The following is a 17,271-nucleotide window of genomic DNA, read 5'->3' on the forward strand; positions in this document are numbered from 1 at the left end:
ATGACAATCCTGGATCGGCTGACTGGTTTCGCCAGCCCGGCGGCATCGTTACGCCGGGCGATCCATCTGTCTGACAGCGGCAAGGTCGCTGAAGCCTTTCCGCTGATGGCGGTAGCGGCGCGCGCGGGGATTGTCGACGCCGAGTACCGGGTCGCGCGGTGCTATCTGGAAGGCTCGGGTGTGCCGCCGAGCCGCATGGAAGGCGCGCGATGGCTGCTTCGGGCAGCCAACCATGGGAGTGCCGATGCGCAGGCGCTCCTCGCCGCTCTCCACGTCACCGGGCTGGTGACGGCGGAAGCTGACGGCAGCGGCTCCGAATCCGGGCATTTGTTCAAACCTGATTCCTCGGGGAAACCAGACTTCACGGCCGCTTTCGACTTTGCCACCAAGGCGGCCGAGGCAGGCTCGGCCACGGGACAGGCGATCCTCGGCTATATCCTTACCAGCGGCCCCACATCGATGCGCGATGTCGATGCGGCACACCGCTGGTACGAGAAGTCGGCTTCCGCCGGCTGCCCCGAAGGGTGCCTGGGCTTTGCCTTGTCGCTGGCTCGCCTCGGCAAGCGCGAGAACAGGGCCAGGATTGCGGACGAGGTGAGACGCGCGGCCGACGCCGGCCTGCCGACCGCAATCTATCTTCTCGCAGTCCTTAGCGAGCACGGGCTCGGCGTGGAACGCGACATGGCTGCAGCTGCGCAACTCTATCAGGCTGCAGCGGAAAAGGGCCTTCCTTCAGCCCAGTTTCGGTTGGGATTAGCGTTGATCGATGGTGGCCTCATCGACCATGATGTCGCTGCCGGAGAGGCGTGGATGCGGCGTGCCGCCTTGGCAGGCAATATCGAGGCAGCCTATCTCCTGGGCGATCGCTATGCGAAGACGCAGCGACCGGATTTTGCGGAAGCCGCGAACTGGTATCGGCGGGCGGCCGAAGCGGGCCACCAGGCCGCCGCCCGCGCTTTGGCCTCGCTCTATTTGACGGGAAACGGTGTGGCCGAGGACGTCGAGGAAGGGGCACGCTGGCTGCGCACTTCTGCAAATGGCGGCAATCAGGAGGCACAGACCGACCTCGCCAATCTTGTCCTCAAAGGAGCCGGCGAGCCCGACGACGGTGCAAGCGTTGCCGGATGGTTCGAGGCGGCCGCATCATCAGGCGACCTCATCGCGGCATTCAACCTTGGACTCTGTTTCGCCAAGGGCGTCGGCGTTCGCCAGAACGAGGGGCAAGCGGCGCACTGGCTGCGACGCGCGGCCGAGGGCGTCGCAGAGGCGCAATATATGTATGCCCGCCTCCTCCAGGATGGACGCGGCGTGGCGGCCGACCCAACTCAGGCCCGCGTGTGGTTTGCGCGGGCCGCCGACGCCGGCGTGCTCGACGCCCGGGTGGCGCTCGCCGAGATGCTACTCAATGGGCGCGGAGGCGCGCCCGAGCCCGAGGCTGCAATGCAGCTGTTTGAGCGGGCCGCCGTCGACGGTCACGCCGGGGCGATGTTTGCGCTTGGCGCGCTGTACGGAGCCGGCCACGGCCTGCCGGTCGACCAGACAGCAGCGCAGAAATGGTACGCTGCCGCCGCCGGACGTGGGCACAGCCAAGCCCAACTCATGCTCGGACGTTATCTCTTGAAAGGTCTCGCCGGGGAGCGCGACCCGGTTGCCGCTCGCCTTTGGCTCGAGCGCGCGGCCGCGCACGGTATCGGTGAAGCGGCAGACGAACTCGCCGAGTTCGCCTCTCCACGCTAAAATGGCCATTTCGCCGAAATGTTTGTCCTCTGACTTTGCTGTGTCTGGTTGATCTTTAAATCAGCGAGAAGGCTTTGAAGGTGCTTGCCCGTTGATGGGGGACGAGGCCGTCCCTCCCCTTTTTGCTTCAAGCGTGGCTTTCGGGTCCCCAAGGCGAAGGCTTACATCCCGATGGGGCAGAGATCATAAGAGCTGGCGAGCGCGCTAGAGCGGGATGAGATTTATAAGAGTCGTGGGATTCCCAAATCATCGCAGTTCTGATTCAACATGCATGCTGGGAGGAGGCCAGCATGGATGGCAGCCTATTCGATGGACCTTCGCGAGCGGGTTGTAGCCGCGGTCAAGACGGAAGGGCTCCCGCGACGCGCGGCGGCGGCTCGATTTGGCGTCAGCTACAGCGCGGCCATCGCGTGGCTTAAGCGCGTCGAAGAGACTGGCAGTGCTGCGCCTCGCCAGGTCGGCGGCTACAAACCGAAGAAGCTCTCGGGAGCGTGGCGCGACTGGCTGATCGAACGCTGTCACGACAGGGACTTCACCTTGCGCGGCCTTGTGGCCGAACTTGGCGAGCGTGGCCTGAGGGTCGACTACCGTTCGGTGTGGGAGTTCGTGCATGCCGAGAAGCTCAGTCACAAAAAAAGACGCTGATCGCCGTCGAGCAGGATCGTCCCGATATCGCGCGACGGCGCATGCAGTGGACGAAGTATCGGGACCGCAAGCCTGTTTGATCCCAGGCTTTGATGGGGCACTCTTGTCTCCCGAATCAAAGGAGGCAGCCTGGCTCAGGTTCTCCATGGGAGCGGCACGACGACAGAGGCGGTCCGTCGAGCGATACAACATAGTCAAGAGAGCTTGAGGGCGCTGGCCAAGTGCTACGCATACAACTTCGCCCGGAGGCTCAAAACCCTCAAGGGCCTCACGCCTATGAATTCATCTGCAGGGCGTGGACTACATGACCCGAACGTTTCGGACTCAATCCGCTCCAGCAAATGCCGGGACTGAACATCCAGGGTACTCCGCGTCATTTCCATTCGGATCCGACAGGCTCAACGTCATCCGTGGTTGCGTCAAAGCGCGATATCCCATGTACCTTACAGGGTCGACGGTCTCACTTCGTCATCTGACAGAAAAAGCCCCCGCGACTGTTTCTAGCCGCGGGGGCGTCGGGACAACTCCCCGGGAAACCAGTGGTCAGATGTTGGCAAGCAATTCGTTGACGCGGCTTTCCATGTCCGCAAGCGCGGCGTCGACGTCTTTCTGGCCGGTGATTGCAGCGCTCATCTCTTCGCCGACAATGTCCTGGATCGCAAACTGACGCTGCACCGCTGACGGCAACGGCCTGCCGAGACCGGAGATGGCGGCAATCGTGTTGCGATGCGGCAGTGCCTTGAAGGCGTCCGAGGTGATGATGGCCTTGTATGCTGGCAGGTGCCCGGTGCGCGACCATTCGAAGTCGTTGTCGGCGAAGAACTTCAGGAACTTGCCGATGGCCGCGGTCTGTTCAGGCGTGCGGTCCTTCTGCGAGACTGCCCAGGTGTGGCCATCGGCATATTGCGCATGGGCGCCGCCAAACAGCTGCGGGTACGGGTAGACCGCGTAGCCGCCCTTGTTGAGCGCCGTGCCCTTGGTTTCGGACTGGGCATTGTTGTCGCCGACGACCCACGTGCCGTTGAGCTGAACGCCACCGTCACCGGCAAGGAAGGCGTTGATAGCGCCGCCGTAGTCGAGGTCCTTGGTAGTGTAGCCCTTGTCGAAGATCGCCTTGTACATCTCTACGACCTTCTTGGCTTCCGGCGTATTGAGCTTCACATGCTTCGGATCGGCAAAAAAGTCGGAATCCTGCTGGAAGAGATAGGTGTAGAGATTGCGCGTGTAGAGTGCCGTCTCATTGGCCAGGTTTTGAACGAAGTAGGGCTTGCCGGTTTTCTGTTTGAACTGTTCGGCCTGGGCGAGCAGTTCCTCAGGCGATGTCGGAAGCATCGGAGTGCCGTCGGCATTGACGAGACCAGCCTGTTTGAAGAGATCCATATTGATGTGATAGAGCATCGTCCAGCTGTCGATCGGCAAGCCGTAGATCTTGCCGTCTTTGGTGGCGCCGTTGCGCGCTGCGTCCGTGAAGGCTTCAGGTGTGACGCCGATGGACTTCAAGAGATCGTCGAGCGGCATCAACAGGCCCTTGGACTGATAGTCCGACAGCGCGGATTCGTGGATCGTGACGATGTCTGGAGCATCGCCCGAAGCGAACTGTGCGGTCAGCTGGTCATAGCCCGGCCATTCCACGGTGGTGACATTGACGTGCACATCGGGATTGTCGGCGTTGAACTTGTTGATCAGCGACGTGATGATGCCGCATTCGCCAACGGCCTTGCCGACATCGGTGTTGGTGCCGAAATTGGCATCGCAGGCACCGAAGAAGCGCTGCACGGTCAGTTCCGTCGCTGCAAGGCTCGGGCTGGCGAGCAGCATTACCCCCGCGGAGACCGCGGCAAACAGTATTTTCTGCATTTTCATATCAGTTCCTCCTACTGAGTTTGCGCCTCTCCACCCTGGATTGGCTTCATGCTTTCCGTCGCCGCAGCGCACTCCCCTGCCGTCGGGCAATTTCGTTATCGGACCGCGGCGCCTGAGACGGCCGTAACGATGTATTTCTGGAAAAAGAGGTAGACGATGAGGATCGGCGCGCCGGCGAACACCGCCTGCGCCATCAGGAAGCCGATGCCTTCAGACTGGGCGAAATTGGTCTGTGTCGAAGCCATGCCGACGGTCAGCGTGTACATGTCCTTCTTGGTTGCCGAGATCAGCGGCCACAAATAGTCGTTCCATGCGCCAAGGAAGGTGAAGATGCCGAGGGTTGCCTGTGCAGGCACCGTGAGTGGCAAAAGCACCTTCCAGAAAATCCTGAACCGGCTGGCATTGTCCAACATGGCGGCTTCGTCCAGCTCCTTCGGGATGGCCTTGAAATATTGGGTCATCAGGAAGACGCCGAACGAAGCCGACAGGCCGGGGAGAATGAGCCCGTGATAGGTGTTGTGGAACTTCAGTATGCTGAAGATCTGATGGCGGGCGACAAGCACGGCCTGTTCCGGAACCGCCAGACCGAAGAGCACGATCACGAACAGGATGTTTCGGCCGGGGAAGTTCAGCCGTGCAAAACCATAGCCGGCGAGCGATGACAAAACCAGCGTGCCGAGTGTCAATCCGCCCGAGACGATGATGCTGTTGCCCACCCAGAGGAATACCGACGAGGTACCAATGGTGTTGAGGTAGTTCTTGAGGGTGTAGGGCGCGTGAAACACCGAATTCGGATCGGCCATCAGCTCGGCATTTTCCTTGAGCGACAGGCCGATGACCCACAGAACCGGGGCGATCATGACGATCGAAAGCAGGATGACGAGGGCCAACAACACGCGGTCGCCAAATGCCCGTCCCTTGATGGAGGCTGGAGCACTCATGCCTGGTGTGTCTTGTTGCGTGTGACGAGGTACTGGGCCATGGCTGCGATCAGGATGAGGATGAACAGGATTTCCGATGCCGCGGCACCCATGCCCAGGTCCCAGCGGCGGAATGCGGTGTCATAGATGTAGAGCACGATCGGCTTGGTCAGGTTGTTGGGACCGCCGCGCGTCATCAGCCAGGCCTGGCCGAACAGCTGGAATTGCAGCACGATCTGGATGATGATCACCAGGACGAAAGTGCGTTTGATCGACGGCAGCGTGATCGAGCGTAAGGTCTGCCAGCGATTGGCATTGTCGAGGGCCGCCGCTTCGTAGATATCCTGCGGTATCTGCTGCAAGGCCGAGAGAAAGAGCATCATCGGCAGACCGATGCACCACCAGACGGTGGCAACGGCGATACCGATCATCGCAAGGCTTGGATCGGAAATGAAAGCTGGGGCGGTGGCACCAAACCATCCGTAGATCGTCGACAGCAGGCCGACATTCGGAATGAACACGATGCGCCAGATCAGTGTGACGATGGTGACCGACAGCACCGAGGAGGAAAAGAACAGGGTCCGCAGCACAGCGGCAGTGCGCGTGCGGCGGTTGAGGCAAAGCGCGAGGAAAAGGCCGATCAGCGCCAGCGTCGGCACCGTCAGGAGCACGAAGTAGAAGGTGTTCCAGACCGATTGCAGGAACACCTTGTCGTGAAACAGCCTGATATAGTTGCCAAGACCGACAAAATTTCCGGACGAGAAAGTGTCGGCCTTGTGGAAGCTCAGCCACATCCCCCAGAGGAGCGGGAAGATGAGCAGCGTCGTGAAGAAGAACAGGAATGGCGCGACGAAAATGAAATTTCGCCATTGCGGCGCGTAGATATCGACGCTCGGGGCCCTGACGCTGGCAGCCGGCGTTGCGGTCCGCGGCATCGTCCACCCATCGGCCACGTCAGGCCTCCCTCGTGTGCCAGGCGCGCCCTGTCTCATTGAACAGATGCGATTTCTGGCCATCGAAGGCTAGCCCGACCTTGTGGCCGACAGCGACACGACTGTTGCCGACATCGGAGCCGATGATCTGCTGGCCATCGCCCAGCCGTGCGTAGATCAAGGTGCGTTCGCCGAGCCGCTCGAGCACATCGACCACCCCGTCGGTATTGCCCTGCCCTGCAGGAACGATGCGGACATCTTCCGAACGGATGCCGAAGCTGTGCTTGCGATCGGTCAACTGGCTGGACGCGATCTCGGTCTGAACCGACGTCCCGTCCGCCAACCTGACTGAGGCGTTCGCACCCGATCTGTCGAGCGTCGCCTCGACAAAATTCATCGCCGGCGCGCCGACGAAGCCTGCAACGAATTTGGTCGCGGGGCGCTCGTAGATCTCCATGGGAGAGCCGATTTGCTCGATCCTGCGATTGTTCATGACGACGATGCGGTCGGCGAGCGTCATCGCCTCGACCTGGTCGTGGGTGACGAAGATCATTGTTGATTGCAAGCGCTGGTGAAGCTGGGCAAGTTCGATGCGCGTGCGGGTCCGCAAAGCCGCATCGAGATTGGAGAGCGGCTCGTCGAACAGGAACGCCTTCGGCTCCTTTACGATCGCACGGCCGATGGCGACGCGCTGGCGCTGGCCGCCCGAGAGCTGACCCGGTTTGCGCTCGAGCAAGTGCGCCATTTCGAGGATGCGGGTGGCTTCGTTGATCCGCGCGTCAATGACTTCGCGCGACATGCCGATATTCTCAAGCCCGAAGGCCATGTTGTCGCGCACGCTCATATGCGGATAAAGCGCATAGGACTGGAACACCATGGCAATACCGCGCTTGCCCGGCGGCAGATGATCGATACGCTCGTTGTTGATGGCGATCTCCCCGCCATCAACAGTTTCGAGGCCTGCGATCATTCGCAGAAGCGTCGATTTCCCGCATCCGGACGGCCCGAGAAACACGATGAATTCGCGTGCCTTGATGGAGAGCGACAGATCCTCCAGCACCGTCATGGCACCGAAATGCTTGCTCACATTCCTGATTTCGATCTCGGCCGTCACGTCGACGCTCCTCCTCAGCGCATGCACTTTTCGATGGTTCGCCCGAGGTCAGAGTTTCAGGCGGATCATCTGGTAGGAATAGGCCGGCAGCGATAGGCTCAGACTGCCGCCAGCCACTGAGGCGCCCTCCCCCTTCCTGGGGCCGACGTTGCCGGGATTCCCGGCCGAATTGACGGCTTTCAAATCCACGTGCGTTATCACCTGGTGATCAACGATGTCTGCCGCGCCGAAACCGGTGATGTCGATCACGGTTTCGATCGCCTCGCTCGAATGCCGGTTGACGGCGAAGAAGGTGACATGGCCGGTTTTGGTGTCATGCACGCCGGCCACGTCGACGCAGGAAACCTCGCCCGCGACGGTGGACTTGTAGGTCGGGCTGTCCAGCTTAAGATCCAGCGCATTGCCACGTCCGTAGATCGAGGCATAGAGATAGGGATAGAATATCGTCTGGCGCCATGCTGGGCCATCCGGAACGGTCATGATCGGCGCGATCACGTTCACCAGCTGCGCCAGGCAGGCGATCTTGACCACATCGGAACGACGGATGAAGGTGTTGAGGATCAGGCCAACCTGCAGCACGTCCTCGAAATTGTAGATGTCTTCGAGCAATGGTGGAGCGAAGGGCCAACCGTCATTGCCGCTGAGGATCTTCTTGTCCTGCTCTTTGGAGTGGTACCAGACGTTCCATTCGTCGAACGAGATGTAGACCTGCTTGCTGGAGCGCTTCTTGGCCTTGATATAGTCGATGACGCCGGCGACCGAGACGATGTAGGCGTCGAGCTTCTCGCTCATCGCGAGATAATTCGGTGCGTCATTGGCTTCGTTGTCGAAATACATGTGCAGCGAGATGTAGTCGACCTCGTTATAGGTATGGTCGAGAACGGTGGCCTCCCATTCAGGATAGGTTGGCATCTTGGCATTCGAAGAGCCGCAGACCACCAGTTCGAGCGACTTGGAAAAAGCGCGCATGGCTTTGGCGGTCTCATGGGCTAGGCGGCCATACTCATCGGCGGTCTTGTGGCCGATCTGCCAGGGGCCGTCCATTTCGTTGCCGAGGCACCACAGCTTGACGTCGAAGGGCTCCTTGCGGCCGTTGGCGATACGCTTGTCGCTCCACTCACTTCCGCCTGGATGATTGGTGTATTCAAGCAAGTTGCGTGCTTCATCGAGGCCACGCGAGCCGAGATTGACGGCAAGCATCATCTCGGTGTTGGCGGACGCGCACCAGTTCGCAAATTCATGCAGGCCGACTTCGTTGCTTTCCGACGTGTGCCAGGCGAGGTCGAGGCGCACCGGGCGTTCTTCCTTGGGGCCGACACCATCCTCCCAATTGTAAGCGGACACGAAATTGCCGCCGGGATAACGGACGATCGGAACGCTGAGTTCCCTGACAAGATCGATGACGTCTTGACGCATGCCATTGGTATCTGCCGTTGGATGGCCGGGCTCATAGATGCCGGTGTAGACCGCCCGCCCCAGATGCTCGATAAAGGATCCGTAGAGCCTCGGATCGATTTCCGAGACAACATAGTGCGGATGCGCCGTAATGGCTGCCTTCATGCATTCCTCCCTCAATATCACAAATAATGATTTACATCACCTTATCCGATATCAAAGGGAAGCAGGACCCATTCGTCAAGCGAAAAACCACCAAAAGTCTGACAATTGACTGACAATCTCGGTCGTAAATGGAATCAATATATTGAAATCACTGCGCTATTTTTGAGACCCGATTTGATGATATCAACCGGTTTTGATCCTGAGCAGGATGTCCTGATCGTAATTTCCAAATCCCTTGCCGAAAATATTGATGCCGCCGGGACGCTTGGCATCGTCCTTGACGCCAATACGGACCCGGATTGAATGATGACCCTTGAGGTCGAGGACGGCGAGGCTGGTTTCTGAAATCCTGACACCGTCGACATAGGTGCCGTCGGTGGAAATTCGCCAGTTCTTCAGCTTGCCATATTGCGAGCCCTTGAGCTTCCACCAAGAGGGCGTGAAGACGCCGCGCTTGTCGCCGAAATCGCCAGGTGACGTCCACGTTCCGACGTCGACGCCATTGATCGTCAGCGTAATGTCGGAGGGCCAATCGGCGCTGGTGCCAGGCACTTCCGAGGACAGCTCCGTCACCAGTTCGAGTTCGGTAATCTCGGCATTGGCGAGTTTGGCATTGTTGGGAAACTGGTATTCGACAAAGCCGCGCGTGAACCACACCAGACCAGCCTTCATACGGTCTGGGTCGAGGAAAGTGTTGGGCACATCGAGGAGACCAATAATCCCATCCGCCGAGCAGAGACCGCAGGGCGCGGTGACCTCGAATCCAGTGTATAGCCCAATCGGCATCGACACTTCGATCGCGTCGTTCTTGAGCGAACGATACTCGCTCTTGAAGACCACTAGCACTTCCTCAGCGGTCGGATAGCAGATCTTTTGGCTGCCCTTCTTCGCCTTCTGGTTCTCGGTGCGGATCAGGCCAGCATCCTCGAGCACCTGTATATTGGTCGAGACCGTCGACTGCGGCAGCGACAGCAGGGCGGCGATGTCATTGACATTCATCGGCCCTTTCTCATGCAGCAGTTTCAGCATCGAGATGCGCGCCGAAGAGGCCAGCCCCTTGAGGACGGCCATGCCTTCCTCAGGTTCGATCACCAGAAAATTGCGACTCATCGATTGGCCAGTCTAAATGAAATCTATATCCGAAATTGTCGTGTATATCTTGGAATCTGATTTAATCAATGCGCTGACCGACTCCAAGTCACTTTAATTGATCGCAACCGCGCAGTGTTGGGCGCGCGGGCCACGCCGGAGGATCAGGTTCGGCACGGGCACTTCGGACGCCGTCAAAGCTCAGCTCGTCGGAGATCGCAAGTTCATCGTCGGGCGATGCTCTCTCAGCCCGAACCTCGGCAAGTCCCCGCTTTATTTAAGGTTGATTGCGACGTTGCGCAGGAGCGCAACGGATTTTCGCATACCTTCCATCGGGGTCAGCATCACGTCCTCGTGCTCGATGGACAAGACATCGTCGTAGCCAACCTGCTTGAGCGCGGTACAGAACTGCCGCCACCAGGTCTCACCGTGACCGTATCCGAGCGTGATGTAATTCCAGGCTCGTTCGGCATAGAGGTTCGGTGGGCGCGAATCGAGCGTGCCGTCGATGGCCGCGGTGATTGGCTCAATCCGGGTATCCTTGGCGTGGACATAGTAGATGGCCGAGCCGAGCGTGCGAATGGCGGCAATAGGGTCCGCCCCCATCCACAGCGGATGACTAGGGTCATAGTTGGCGCCAACCGTTTCTCCGACAGCGTCCCGGAGCTTGAACAATGTCTGGACATTGTACACGGCCTGATGGCCATGCAGTTCCAGGCATAGTTTATGAATGCCGAGGTTGTTTGAAAACGCCACGAGGTCGCGCCAGTAGGGAATTATCCGCTCTTCCCACTGATAGCGCTGGATCTTGAGGCATTCCGGCGGCCAATCGGTGATGATCCAGTTCGGGTTTGCATCACCTGGTCCGCCCGGCAGGCCCGACATCATGACTACACGATCGATCTCCATCAGGCCGGCCAGCCGAATGGTGTCCTGTGTCACGTTATGGTGGACCTTCCCCTCCGGCCCCGGGTGCAGTGGATTGCCCGAGCAATTGAGCGCTGCAATGGTCAGTCCGTGATCCCGGATCTTGGCAACGAATTCCTTGCGCGTGGCGGCGCTCGCCAGCATGGCCTGCAGGTCGATATGGGGCGCCGACGACCAGTTGCCGCAGGCGAACTCCAATGTCTGAAGTCCAAGCTCGGCCGAGGCGCGCAGCATCTCGTCGAATGAGAGGTCGCCGAGGCTGTCCGTAATCATCCCGATCTTCATCTGGAAGCTCCTCGTTTCGATTGCACTAAAACCTGACGGTCTCGAACCTGCCCGACTTGGCGGAGGCAAGCGCTGCCTCGCACAGGATCATCGCTTTGCGGCCGTCGCTTGCTGTGACGTCGGGCCGTCGCCCTGTTTCGACGCAGCTAATGAAATGATCGATCTCGGCGGCGTAGGACTCGGCATAGCGTTCGACGAAGAAGTAATAGGGTTTGTCGCTCGATATCGCCTTTGCGCCTGATATTTCGACCGATGTCGGCATCCTGTTGCCGGCCCGCAGCATCCCATCCGCGCCATGCACCTCGATGCGCTGGTCGTAGCCGTAGGCGGCCCTGACGCTGTTGTTGATATGACATTGCCGGCCGGACGCCGTGCGCAGCACGAACATCGCGGTATCGTAGTCCCCCAGCTTGGCATATTGCGGCGCGACAAGTGACGACCCGGTCGCGAAGAGCTCCACCGGCTCCTCGCCCAATAGGTTTCGTGCCATGTCGAAGTCGTGGATGGTCATCTCCCGGAAGACGCCCCCTCCTCCGGCCAGCGCTTCCTCGGTTTCCGGTTCCGGATCCCGGCTGGTGATGATGACCTGTTCAACGGCGCCGATCTCACCTCGCCCAAGGCGCGTCTTCAGCGCCCGAAAACTCGGGTCGAACCGACGGTTGAATCCGATCTGAAAGGGCACACCTGCCTTCTCGACAGCCGCCAGACATTGATCCGTGCGCTTGAGATCAAGATCGATCGGCTTTTCACAGAAGATCGCCTTGCCTCTGGCGGCCGCGGCCATGGCCAGGTCGGCATGCGTTCTCGTTGCCGAAGCAATGAACACCATGCGGATCGATCGATCATTCATCACGGTCTGGGTGTCGGCGATCTCGGCCCCTGTCAGGGCAGAGACCTTCGAGGCCGCCTCGGTGTTCGGATCGACGATGTAGCGCAGGCGCACGCGGGGATGGCGCGCCAGATTGCCTGCGTGCACCTGGCCGATGAGGCCCGCTCCAAATAGACAGACATCGATCATGCGTTTGATTTCCCTGAAAGGCCGCGCGGTGCCGGACTGCCATGTGCGTGGCCGAGGCGGCTTGATTGAGGTGGGTGGCTGCCGGGCCGCGTCGTCATTTCACGGCTCCCATGGTCAGCCCGCGAACCAGATGGCGCTGCACCAGCAGCGCGAAGAAGACGATCGGCAACGCGCCGATGACGCCGGCCGCCGACATCGAGGCCCAGTCGGTGTCGATGCGGCCGATCAGCGTGGCGGTGCCGCGCGGCATCGTCATCGCCCGGGGCGTGGCCGTCAGCGCCAGCGCGAACAGGAATTCGTTGAAGGTGACCAGCACGGCAAAGATGGCGGTCGCCGCGAGGCCGGGTGCCGCCAGCGGCAAGGTGATGCGCCGGAACGCACCGAAACGGGAATCGCCATCGACCATGGCGGCTTCCTCCAGATCCACGGGGATCTCCCGAAAGAAGCTCTCCATCATCCAGACGCAGAAGGTGATGTTGAAGGCGGTGTAGGTGGCGATCAGACCCAGCCAGCTGTCGAGCAGGCCGAGTTTGAGCATCAGCAGGTAGACCGGAATAAGGATGACGACCGGCGGCACGATGCGCAGCGTCAGCAGGAACAATCCGACCTTGCGCTCCATCGCGAAAGGCAGACGAAAGCGCGCGATCGCATAGGCGCCCATCGCGCCGGCCACCAGGGCGATCGCAACGGAGAAGAACGTCACCACCAGCGAGTTGGTCAGATAGGCGCCAAACTGCTTCTCCGTGAACAGCCTGATGTAATTGTCCAGTGTCGGGACATGCGGATAGAGCGTGCCCTCCTGGGTGATCTCGCGATTGGACTTCAGCGATGTCGAGACAAGCCAGTAGATAGGCAAGAGCACGATGGCCAGCACCGCGCTCATCACCCCGATCCGGGCCAGACGACTGTTCATGACGCGTCGACCCTGCGCAAAAGCCGCACAGCGCTGAAGGCCAGCGCAAGCACGACGAGACCGATGGTGACGAAAAGTGCTGCCGCATAGCCCGTCTGTTGGAACTTGAAGGCAGTGTCGTAGCCATAGATCGAGACCAGCCGCGTCGCCTCGCCCGGTCCGCCCCGGGTGAGCACGAACACCTGGTCGAACGTGCCGAAGGCGTCGATCGTTCGAAGCACGATGGCGATCGCCAGCACGGGCCGCATCATCGGAAAGGTCAGGTCGGCAAACACCCGCCAGTTGCCGGCGCCGTCGACGCGGGCGGCCTCGAAGGGTTCGTGCGGCAGCGACTGCAGGCCGGCCAGCAGGATCAGGAACATCAGCGGCGTCCATTCCCAGACATCGAGAACGACAAGGCCGAAGAAGGCCTTGACGGGGCTGCCGAGGATCTGCACCTGGCCGCCGCCCATCCACTCGGAAATCGCCGTCAGCATACCGGCGTCGCTGGCATAGATCAGCCGGAAGACGATGGCGACGACGACGGGCGTTATCACCATCGGGATGATCAGGATCGTCCTGAGCAAGCGGATGCCGCGAAACTCCCGCAGGCAGAACAATGCCAGCGCAAAGCCCAGGATTGCCTCGAAGGTGACCGACAGGGCGACGAATTCGACCGTCACCCGGAGCGAGTTCAGAAACTGCGGATCGCTCCACAGCTTGATGTAGTTCTGCATGCCGACATCGGCGACGACCGAGCCGTAGCGATAGACCTTGGTGCTGGCGCGCAGACCGTCCCACAAGGGATAGACGAGCACGCCAAGCACGATCAGCAGGCCTGGCGCCAGCATGAGATAAGGGAGGGCGAGGTCGAGCCCCGCCCCCTGCAGACGGCATTTGCGGCTCTGCGTCCCGCCATTTGCCATCAGTAGTAGCCGACCGAAGACAGATAGTCCTTGACCTGCTTGGCGGCATTGTCCAACGCGGCGCCGCCGCCCGAGCCGGCCTGCAGCGCCTTGTTGAGTTCGATGCCGAGTAGTTCCTCGACCTTAGCCCAGTCGGGCGTGCGCGGCCGCGGCAGCGCGCCGGCGTCGAGCTGCTGCAGAGCGACCGGGATCAGCCGGTTGCCGGGCTTGGCGATGCCAAAGGCGCTGCGCTTGACCGGAATGGAACCTGCTTCCGACAGCTTGGCCTGGATGTCGGCGCTGACATACCACTTCAGGAATTCGACCGAATTGGCCTTGTTGGGCGCTGATTTCGGAATGCCGGCGATGAAGATGCCCATTTGGGCGATCGCCGCAGTCTGCTTCGGCACGACGCCGAAATCGAGCTTGCCCGCGACTTTGGTCTGCGTTGGATCATCGGCCTTCAGCGCATTGCCGGAATACTGGATGATCGCGCCGGCCTCGCCGCCCAGGATCGCCGCACCTTCCTGATCGGAGTCGAATTCGACGACGCCGCTCGGCGCGTTCTGCTTCATGGTGCCGACGAAGAATTCGGCGGAGGCCTTGCCTTCGGCGGAATTGAAAACCGGGTTCCACTTGTCGTCGAAGAAGGAGCCGCCAAACGACAGGAAGACCGGGTACCAACTGGTCACGATCGGATTTCCGGAAACACCGCGGAACACGACCGGATATTTGATCTTGCCGGCCGCAACGCCTTCCTTGCCCTTGGCGATGACCTCTTCCCAGGTCTTCGGCGCGCCGCTCGTGTAGACATCGTTGCGGTAGGTCAGGGTCTGCAGATCGCCGACGAACGGCACGCAGATCAGCGTCGGCGTGGCGGTCTCGAAGCCTTTCACGCGCGCCCCCTTCTGCGGCGGCCAGTAGCCCATGTCGATCATCGAGCCGATCCAGTCCTTGTCGCCGCCGTCGATACCGGCCGCGCCGAGATCCTCGAGCACGTTGGCGGCGCCGAACTGCGGCACCCACGGATCGTCGAGAAGGTAGAGGTCGTACTGGCCGGCGCTGTTCTTGGCGTCGGCGAACCACTTCTCGAGCGTTACGCCATATTCATCCTCGAGGAATTCGATGTCGAAGCCGGCATCCTTGGCCAGTGGGATGATCTTCTGCTTGAACGGCGTCAGGCCGCCATCGGCGAAGGCCCCAATGATCACCTTCTTGCCGGCCGCCCTGGCCGGGACAGGCAGGCCGATTGCGGTAAGGGCGGTGGTGGCAAGCGCCAAGCCAAGTCCTCCCTTGAGTACGGAGCGGCGAGTAAGTCTGCTTCTGCGGGACTGCGTCATTTCACTCTCCATCACTGTTGACCCTGTGGACGGCCGTCAGGCCGGCCGAATTGAAGAAGCATGCGTTCGACACATGAAAAGTGACCGCGATATTGGCGCCTACCGCGCCCCTGAAGTCGCGGCCCGCGCGGACCGAGACATTGCCGCCGCCAAGGCGCATGTTGACCAGCGTCTCGTTGCCCATCGGTTCGACGACATAGATCTCGCCGGGCAGTGCGTTGGGGGCGCCCGGTTCCGCAACGCTCATGTCTTCCGGCCGCAGGCCGATCTCGACTACTTGCGCCGCGCGGCACGCCGCCAGCCGGGCGGCGGGAATCGCAACCGGCGTTCCACCGATCGCGATGCCTTGGTCGGCCAGTGTGACTGGAAGGATGTTCATCGGCGGATTGCCGACGAAGGTGGCGACGAAACGGTTGGCCGGGCGGTCGTAGATGTCGGCCGGCGGAGCCATCTGCTGCAGCTCCCCGCCGTGCATCACCGCGACGAAGTCCGCCATGGTCAAGGCCTCGACCTGGTCGTGGGTGACATAGAGGGTGGTTGCGCCGAGCCGCTGGCAAAGCCGCTTGATCTCGCCGCGCATGGTCAGGCGCAACCTTGCGTCCAGGTTCGACAGCGGCTCGTCCATGAGGAAGGCCGCCGGATCGCGAACAATGGCGCGTGCAAGCGCCACGCGCTGCCTCTGGCCACCGGAGAGCTGGCGCGGTCGGCGATCAAGCAGGTGGCCGATCTCGAGAACCGCTGCGACCTCGTCGATCTTGGCGCGACGCTCGGCATCCGGCATGCCGCGGATCCACAAGGGATAGCCGATGTTCTCGCCGACCGTCATCTGCGGATAGAGCGCGTAACTCTGGAAGACCATGGCGATGTCGCGGTCGCGCGGCTGCAGCCGGGTGACCTCACGCTCGCCGATGAAGAGCTTGCCGGCGCTTGGCATGTCGAGGCCGGCCAGGATGCGCAGCGCCGTCGTCTTGCCGCAACCCGAAGGACCGAGCAGGGCCAGGAACATGTGGTCGGGGACGGCAAGGTCAAGCGACCGCAAGACGTTCAGCGCGCCGTAGTTCTTGACCACACTTTGGTACAGGACAGAACTCATTGCCGCTCCCCGGCGCACCCCGAAGGGTATCAGTTCTTCCGTTCCTTGACCTCGAAACCGGCTTTGAGAGCCAGATCGCGCAGGTTGCGATAGCCCATCGTCGCATAGGTGAGCGGGTGGGCCTTGGCCGGATCCTGTTCGGCCTCGACCACCAGCCAGCCAGCATAGCCATTGTCGGCCAGCACCCGCAAAAGCGTCAAATAGTCAATCGACCCATCTCCCGGCACGGTGAAGATGCCTTCCATCACCGCGCCCATGAAGCTCATATCCAGGGCGCGAGCGCGCTTCAGCACATCCGGTCGCACATCCTTGCAATGCACGTGGACGACGCGGCCGACATGCCGCCGCAGCAGCGCCTCGGGATCGCCGCCGGAAAACAGGCAATGGCCGGTGTCATAGAGGAGGCCAACGGCTTGCCCTGAACCGGCCATCAGCCTGCCGATCTCGTGATCCGTCTCGACGATGGTTCCCATGTGATGGTGAAAGGCCATGCCGACGCCGAAATCGGCGAACCGTTCGGCCAGTCGCGTTATCTTGTTGCCGTAGGACTTCCACTCGCCGTCGGCAAGCTTGGGACGCTGCGAGATCGGATCGTGAATGGCGCCATGGCGGCCGCGCGACGTATCGGCGTAGACGACGTGCTTGGCGCCGAGGTCGCGCAGCAGCGTCAGATGCGGCAGGATGGCCTCGAATTCCTCCTCGACCTCCTTTTCGCAGATCCGGCCATCGTACCAGCCGGAGACCAGTTTAAGGCCATGGGTCGCGAGAACCGCAGCCAGCACCTTGCTGGCACGTGGAAACTTGCCGCCGAGCTCCGTTCCCGCATAGCCGGCTTCAGCAGTTTCGGAAAGGCAGACTTCGAGTGGCGTATCCCCGCCCAGCTCGGGCACGTCGTCGTTGCTCCATGTGATCGGATTTATGCCTATGCGGACAGCCATCATCGCTCCTCAT

Annotated in this window: 14 protein-coding genes and 2 pseudogenes; 3 read left to right on the forward strand and 13 right to left on the reverse strand. The window is 61.0% G+C overall.

What is annotated here, in order from left to right:
- The 3 genes and pseudogenes from LB543_RS02440 to LB543_RS02450 form a co-directional block, all read left to right on the forward strand.
- Positions 1-1,737: a tetratricopeptide repeat protein gene (locus LB543_RS02440; protein ID WP_224612879.1), complete on the forward strand. Its 1,737-nt coding sequence runs from the start codon at positions 1-3 to the stop codon at positions 1,735-1,737.
- A gap of 294 nt (positions 1,738-2,031) precedes the next feature.
- A pseudogene (locus tag LB543_RS02445) lies at positions 2,032-2,444 on the forward strand (helix-turn-helix domain-containing protein); the annotation flags it as partial.
- 67 nt (positions 2,445-2,511) lie between these two features.
- Positions 2,512-2,619 (forward strand): annotated as a pseudogene (locus LB543_RS02450) (IS481 family transposase); the annotation flags it as partial.
- 306 nt (positions 2,620-2,925) lie between these two features.
- Here the strand turns inward: LB543_RS02450 and LB543_RS02455 are convergent.
- From LB543_RS02455 to iolE, 13 genes are all read right to left on the reverse strand, one after another.
- Positions 2,926-4,239 (reverse strand): ABC transporter substrate-binding protein, encoded by a 1,314-nt coding sequence (locus LB543_RS02455; protein WP_411908736.1) that lies wholly within the window; start codon positions 4,237-4,239, stop codon positions 2,926-2,928.
- 101 nt (positions 4,240-4,340) lie between these two features.
- Positions 4,341-5,186 (reverse strand): carbohydrate ABC transporter permease, encoded by an 846-nt coding sequence (locus LB543_RS02460; protein WP_224596759.1) that lies wholly within the window; start codon positions 5,184-5,186, stop codon positions 4,341-4,343.
- On the reverse strand, positions 5,183-6,100 hold the full coding sequence (locus LB543_RS02465) for a carbohydrate ABC transporter permease (protein WP_224613127.1): 918 nt from the start codon (positions 6,098-6,100) through the stop codon (positions 5,183-5,185). Before LB543_RS02465 ends, LB543_RS02460 begins: the two co-directional genes overlap by 4 nt.
- 19 nt (positions 6,101-6,119) lie before the next feature.
- A complete protein-coding gene (locus tag LB543_RS02470; RefSeq protein WP_224612883.1) occupies positions 6,120-7,211 on the reverse strand; it encodes an ABC transporter ATP-binding protein in 1,092 nt (363 codons plus the stop codon).
- 48 nt (positions 7,212-7,259) lie between these two features.
- On the reverse strand, positions 7,260-8,771 hold the full coding sequence (locus tag LB543_RS02475) for an alpha-N-arabinofuranosidase (RefSeq protein WP_224612885.1): 1,512 nt from the start codon (positions 8,769-8,771) through the stop codon (positions 7,260-7,262).
- A 183-nt stretch (positions 8,772-8,954) separates the two neighbouring features.
- Positions 8,955-9,881 (reverse strand): ArsR/SmtB family transcription factor, encoded by a 927-nt coding sequence (locus LB543_RS02480; protein WP_224612887.1) that lies wholly within the window; start codon positions 9,879-9,881, stop codon positions 8,955-8,957.
- A gap of 252 nt (positions 9,882-10,133) precedes the next feature.
- On the reverse strand, positions 10,134-11,072 hold the full coding sequence (locus LB543_RS02485) for a sugar phosphate isomerase/epimerase family protein (protein WP_224612889.1): 939 nt from the start codon (positions 11,070-11,072) through the stop codon (positions 10,134-10,136).
- Positions 11,073-11,097: 25 nt separating this feature from the next.
- On the reverse strand, positions 11,098-12,090 hold the full coding sequence (gene iolG / locus LB543_RS02490) for an inositol 2-dehydrogenase (protein WP_224612891.1): 993 nt from the start codon (positions 12,088-12,090) through the stop codon (positions 11,098-11,100).
- A 94-nt stretch (positions 12,091-12,184) separates the two neighbouring features.
- Complete coding sequence (locus LB543_RS02495) at positions 12,185-13,003, reverse strand: carbohydrate ABC transporter permease (protein WP_140812981.1); 819 nt, start codon at positions 13,001-13,003, stop codon at positions 12,185-12,187.
- The gene (locus tag LB543_RS02500; protein WP_224612893.1) at positions 13,000-13,908 is read right to left on the reverse strand and encodes a carbohydrate ABC transporter permease; all 909 of its coding nucleotides are present in this window, start codon (positions 13,906-13,908) and stop codon (positions 13,000-13,002) included. The genes LB543_RS02495 and LB543_RS02500 overlap by 4 nt, the downstream gene beginning before the upstream one ends.
- Positions 13,908-15,167, reverse strand: a complete 1,260-nt coding sequence (locus LB543_RS02505; protein ID WP_224612895.1) for an extracellular solute-binding protein — start codon at positions 15,165-15,167, stop codon at positions 13,908-13,910. The genes LB543_RS02500 and LB543_RS02505 overlap by 1 nt, the downstream gene beginning before the upstream one ends.
- A gap of 61 nt (positions 15,168-15,228) precedes the next feature.
- Positions 15,229-16,320 carry an ABC transporter ATP-binding protein gene (locus tag LB543_RS02510; protein ID WP_224612897.1) on the reverse strand — a complete coding sequence of 364 codons (1,092 nt, stop codon included), beginning with the start codon at positions 16,318-16,320 and terminating at the stop codon, positions 15,229-15,231.
- 29 nt (positions 16,321-16,349) lie between these two features.
- Positions 16,350-17,258: a myo-inosose-2 dehydratase gene (gene iolE, locus LB543_RS02515; protein WP_140812978.1), complete on the reverse strand. Its 909-nt coding sequence runs from the start codon at positions 17,256-17,258 to the stop codon at positions 16,350-16,352.
- Positions 17,259-17,271: the final 13 nt, after the last annotated feature.

It is taken from the genome of Mesorhizobium sp. ESP7-2 (assembly GCF_020164715.1).
GTDB lineage: Bacteria > Pseudomonadota > Alphaproteobacteria > Rhizobiales > Rhizobiaceae > Mesorhizobium.

Coding starts and splice junctions, on each gene's coding strand:
- LB543_RS02510 (WP_224612897.1), bottom strand. CDS start 16,320: ATGAGTTCTGTCCTGTACCAAAGTGTGGTCAAGAACTACGGCGCGCTG.
- LB543_RS02480 (WP_224612887.1), bottom strand. CDS start 9,881: ATGAGTCGCAATTTTCTGGTGATCGAACCTGAGGAAGGCATGGCCGTC.
- iolE (WP_140812978.1), bottom strand. CDS start 17,258: ATGGCTGTCCGCATAGGCATAAATCCGATCACATGGAGCAACGACGAC.
- LB543_RS02485 (WP_224612889.1), bottom strand. CDS start 11,072: ATGAAGATCGGGATGATTACGGACAGCCTCGGCGACCTCTCATTCGAC.
- LB543_RS02495 (WP_140812981.1), bottom strand. CDS start 13,003: ATGAACAGTCGTCTGGCCCGGATCGGGGTGATGAGCGCGGTGCTGGCC.
- LB543_RS02440 (WP_224612879.1), top strand. CDS start 1: ATGACAATCCTGGATCGGCTGACTGGTTTCGCCAGCCCGGCGGCATCG.
- LB543_RS02500 (WP_224612893.1), bottom strand. CDS start 13,908: ATGGCAAATGGCGGGACGCAGAGCCGCAAATGCCGTCTGCAGGGGGCG.
- iolG (WP_224612891.1), bottom strand. CDS start 12,090: ATGATCGATGTCTGTCTATTTGGAGCGGGCCTCATCGGCCAGGTGCAC.
- LB543_RS02460 (WP_224596759.1), bottom strand. CDS start 5,186: ATGAGTGCTCCAGCCTCCATCAAGGGACGGGCATTTGGCGACCGCGTG.
- LB543_RS02455 (WP_411908736.1), bottom strand. CDS start 4,239: ATGCAGAAAATACTGTTTGCCGCGGTCTCCGCGGGGGTAATGCTGCTC.
- LB543_RS02465 (WP_224613127.1), bottom strand. CDS start 6,100: ATGCCGCGGACCGCAACGCCGGCTGCCAGCGTCAGGGCCCCGAGCGTC.
- LB543_RS02475 (WP_224612885.1), bottom strand. CDS start 8,771: ATGAAGGCAGCCATTACGGCGCATCCGCACTATGTTGTCTCGGAAATC.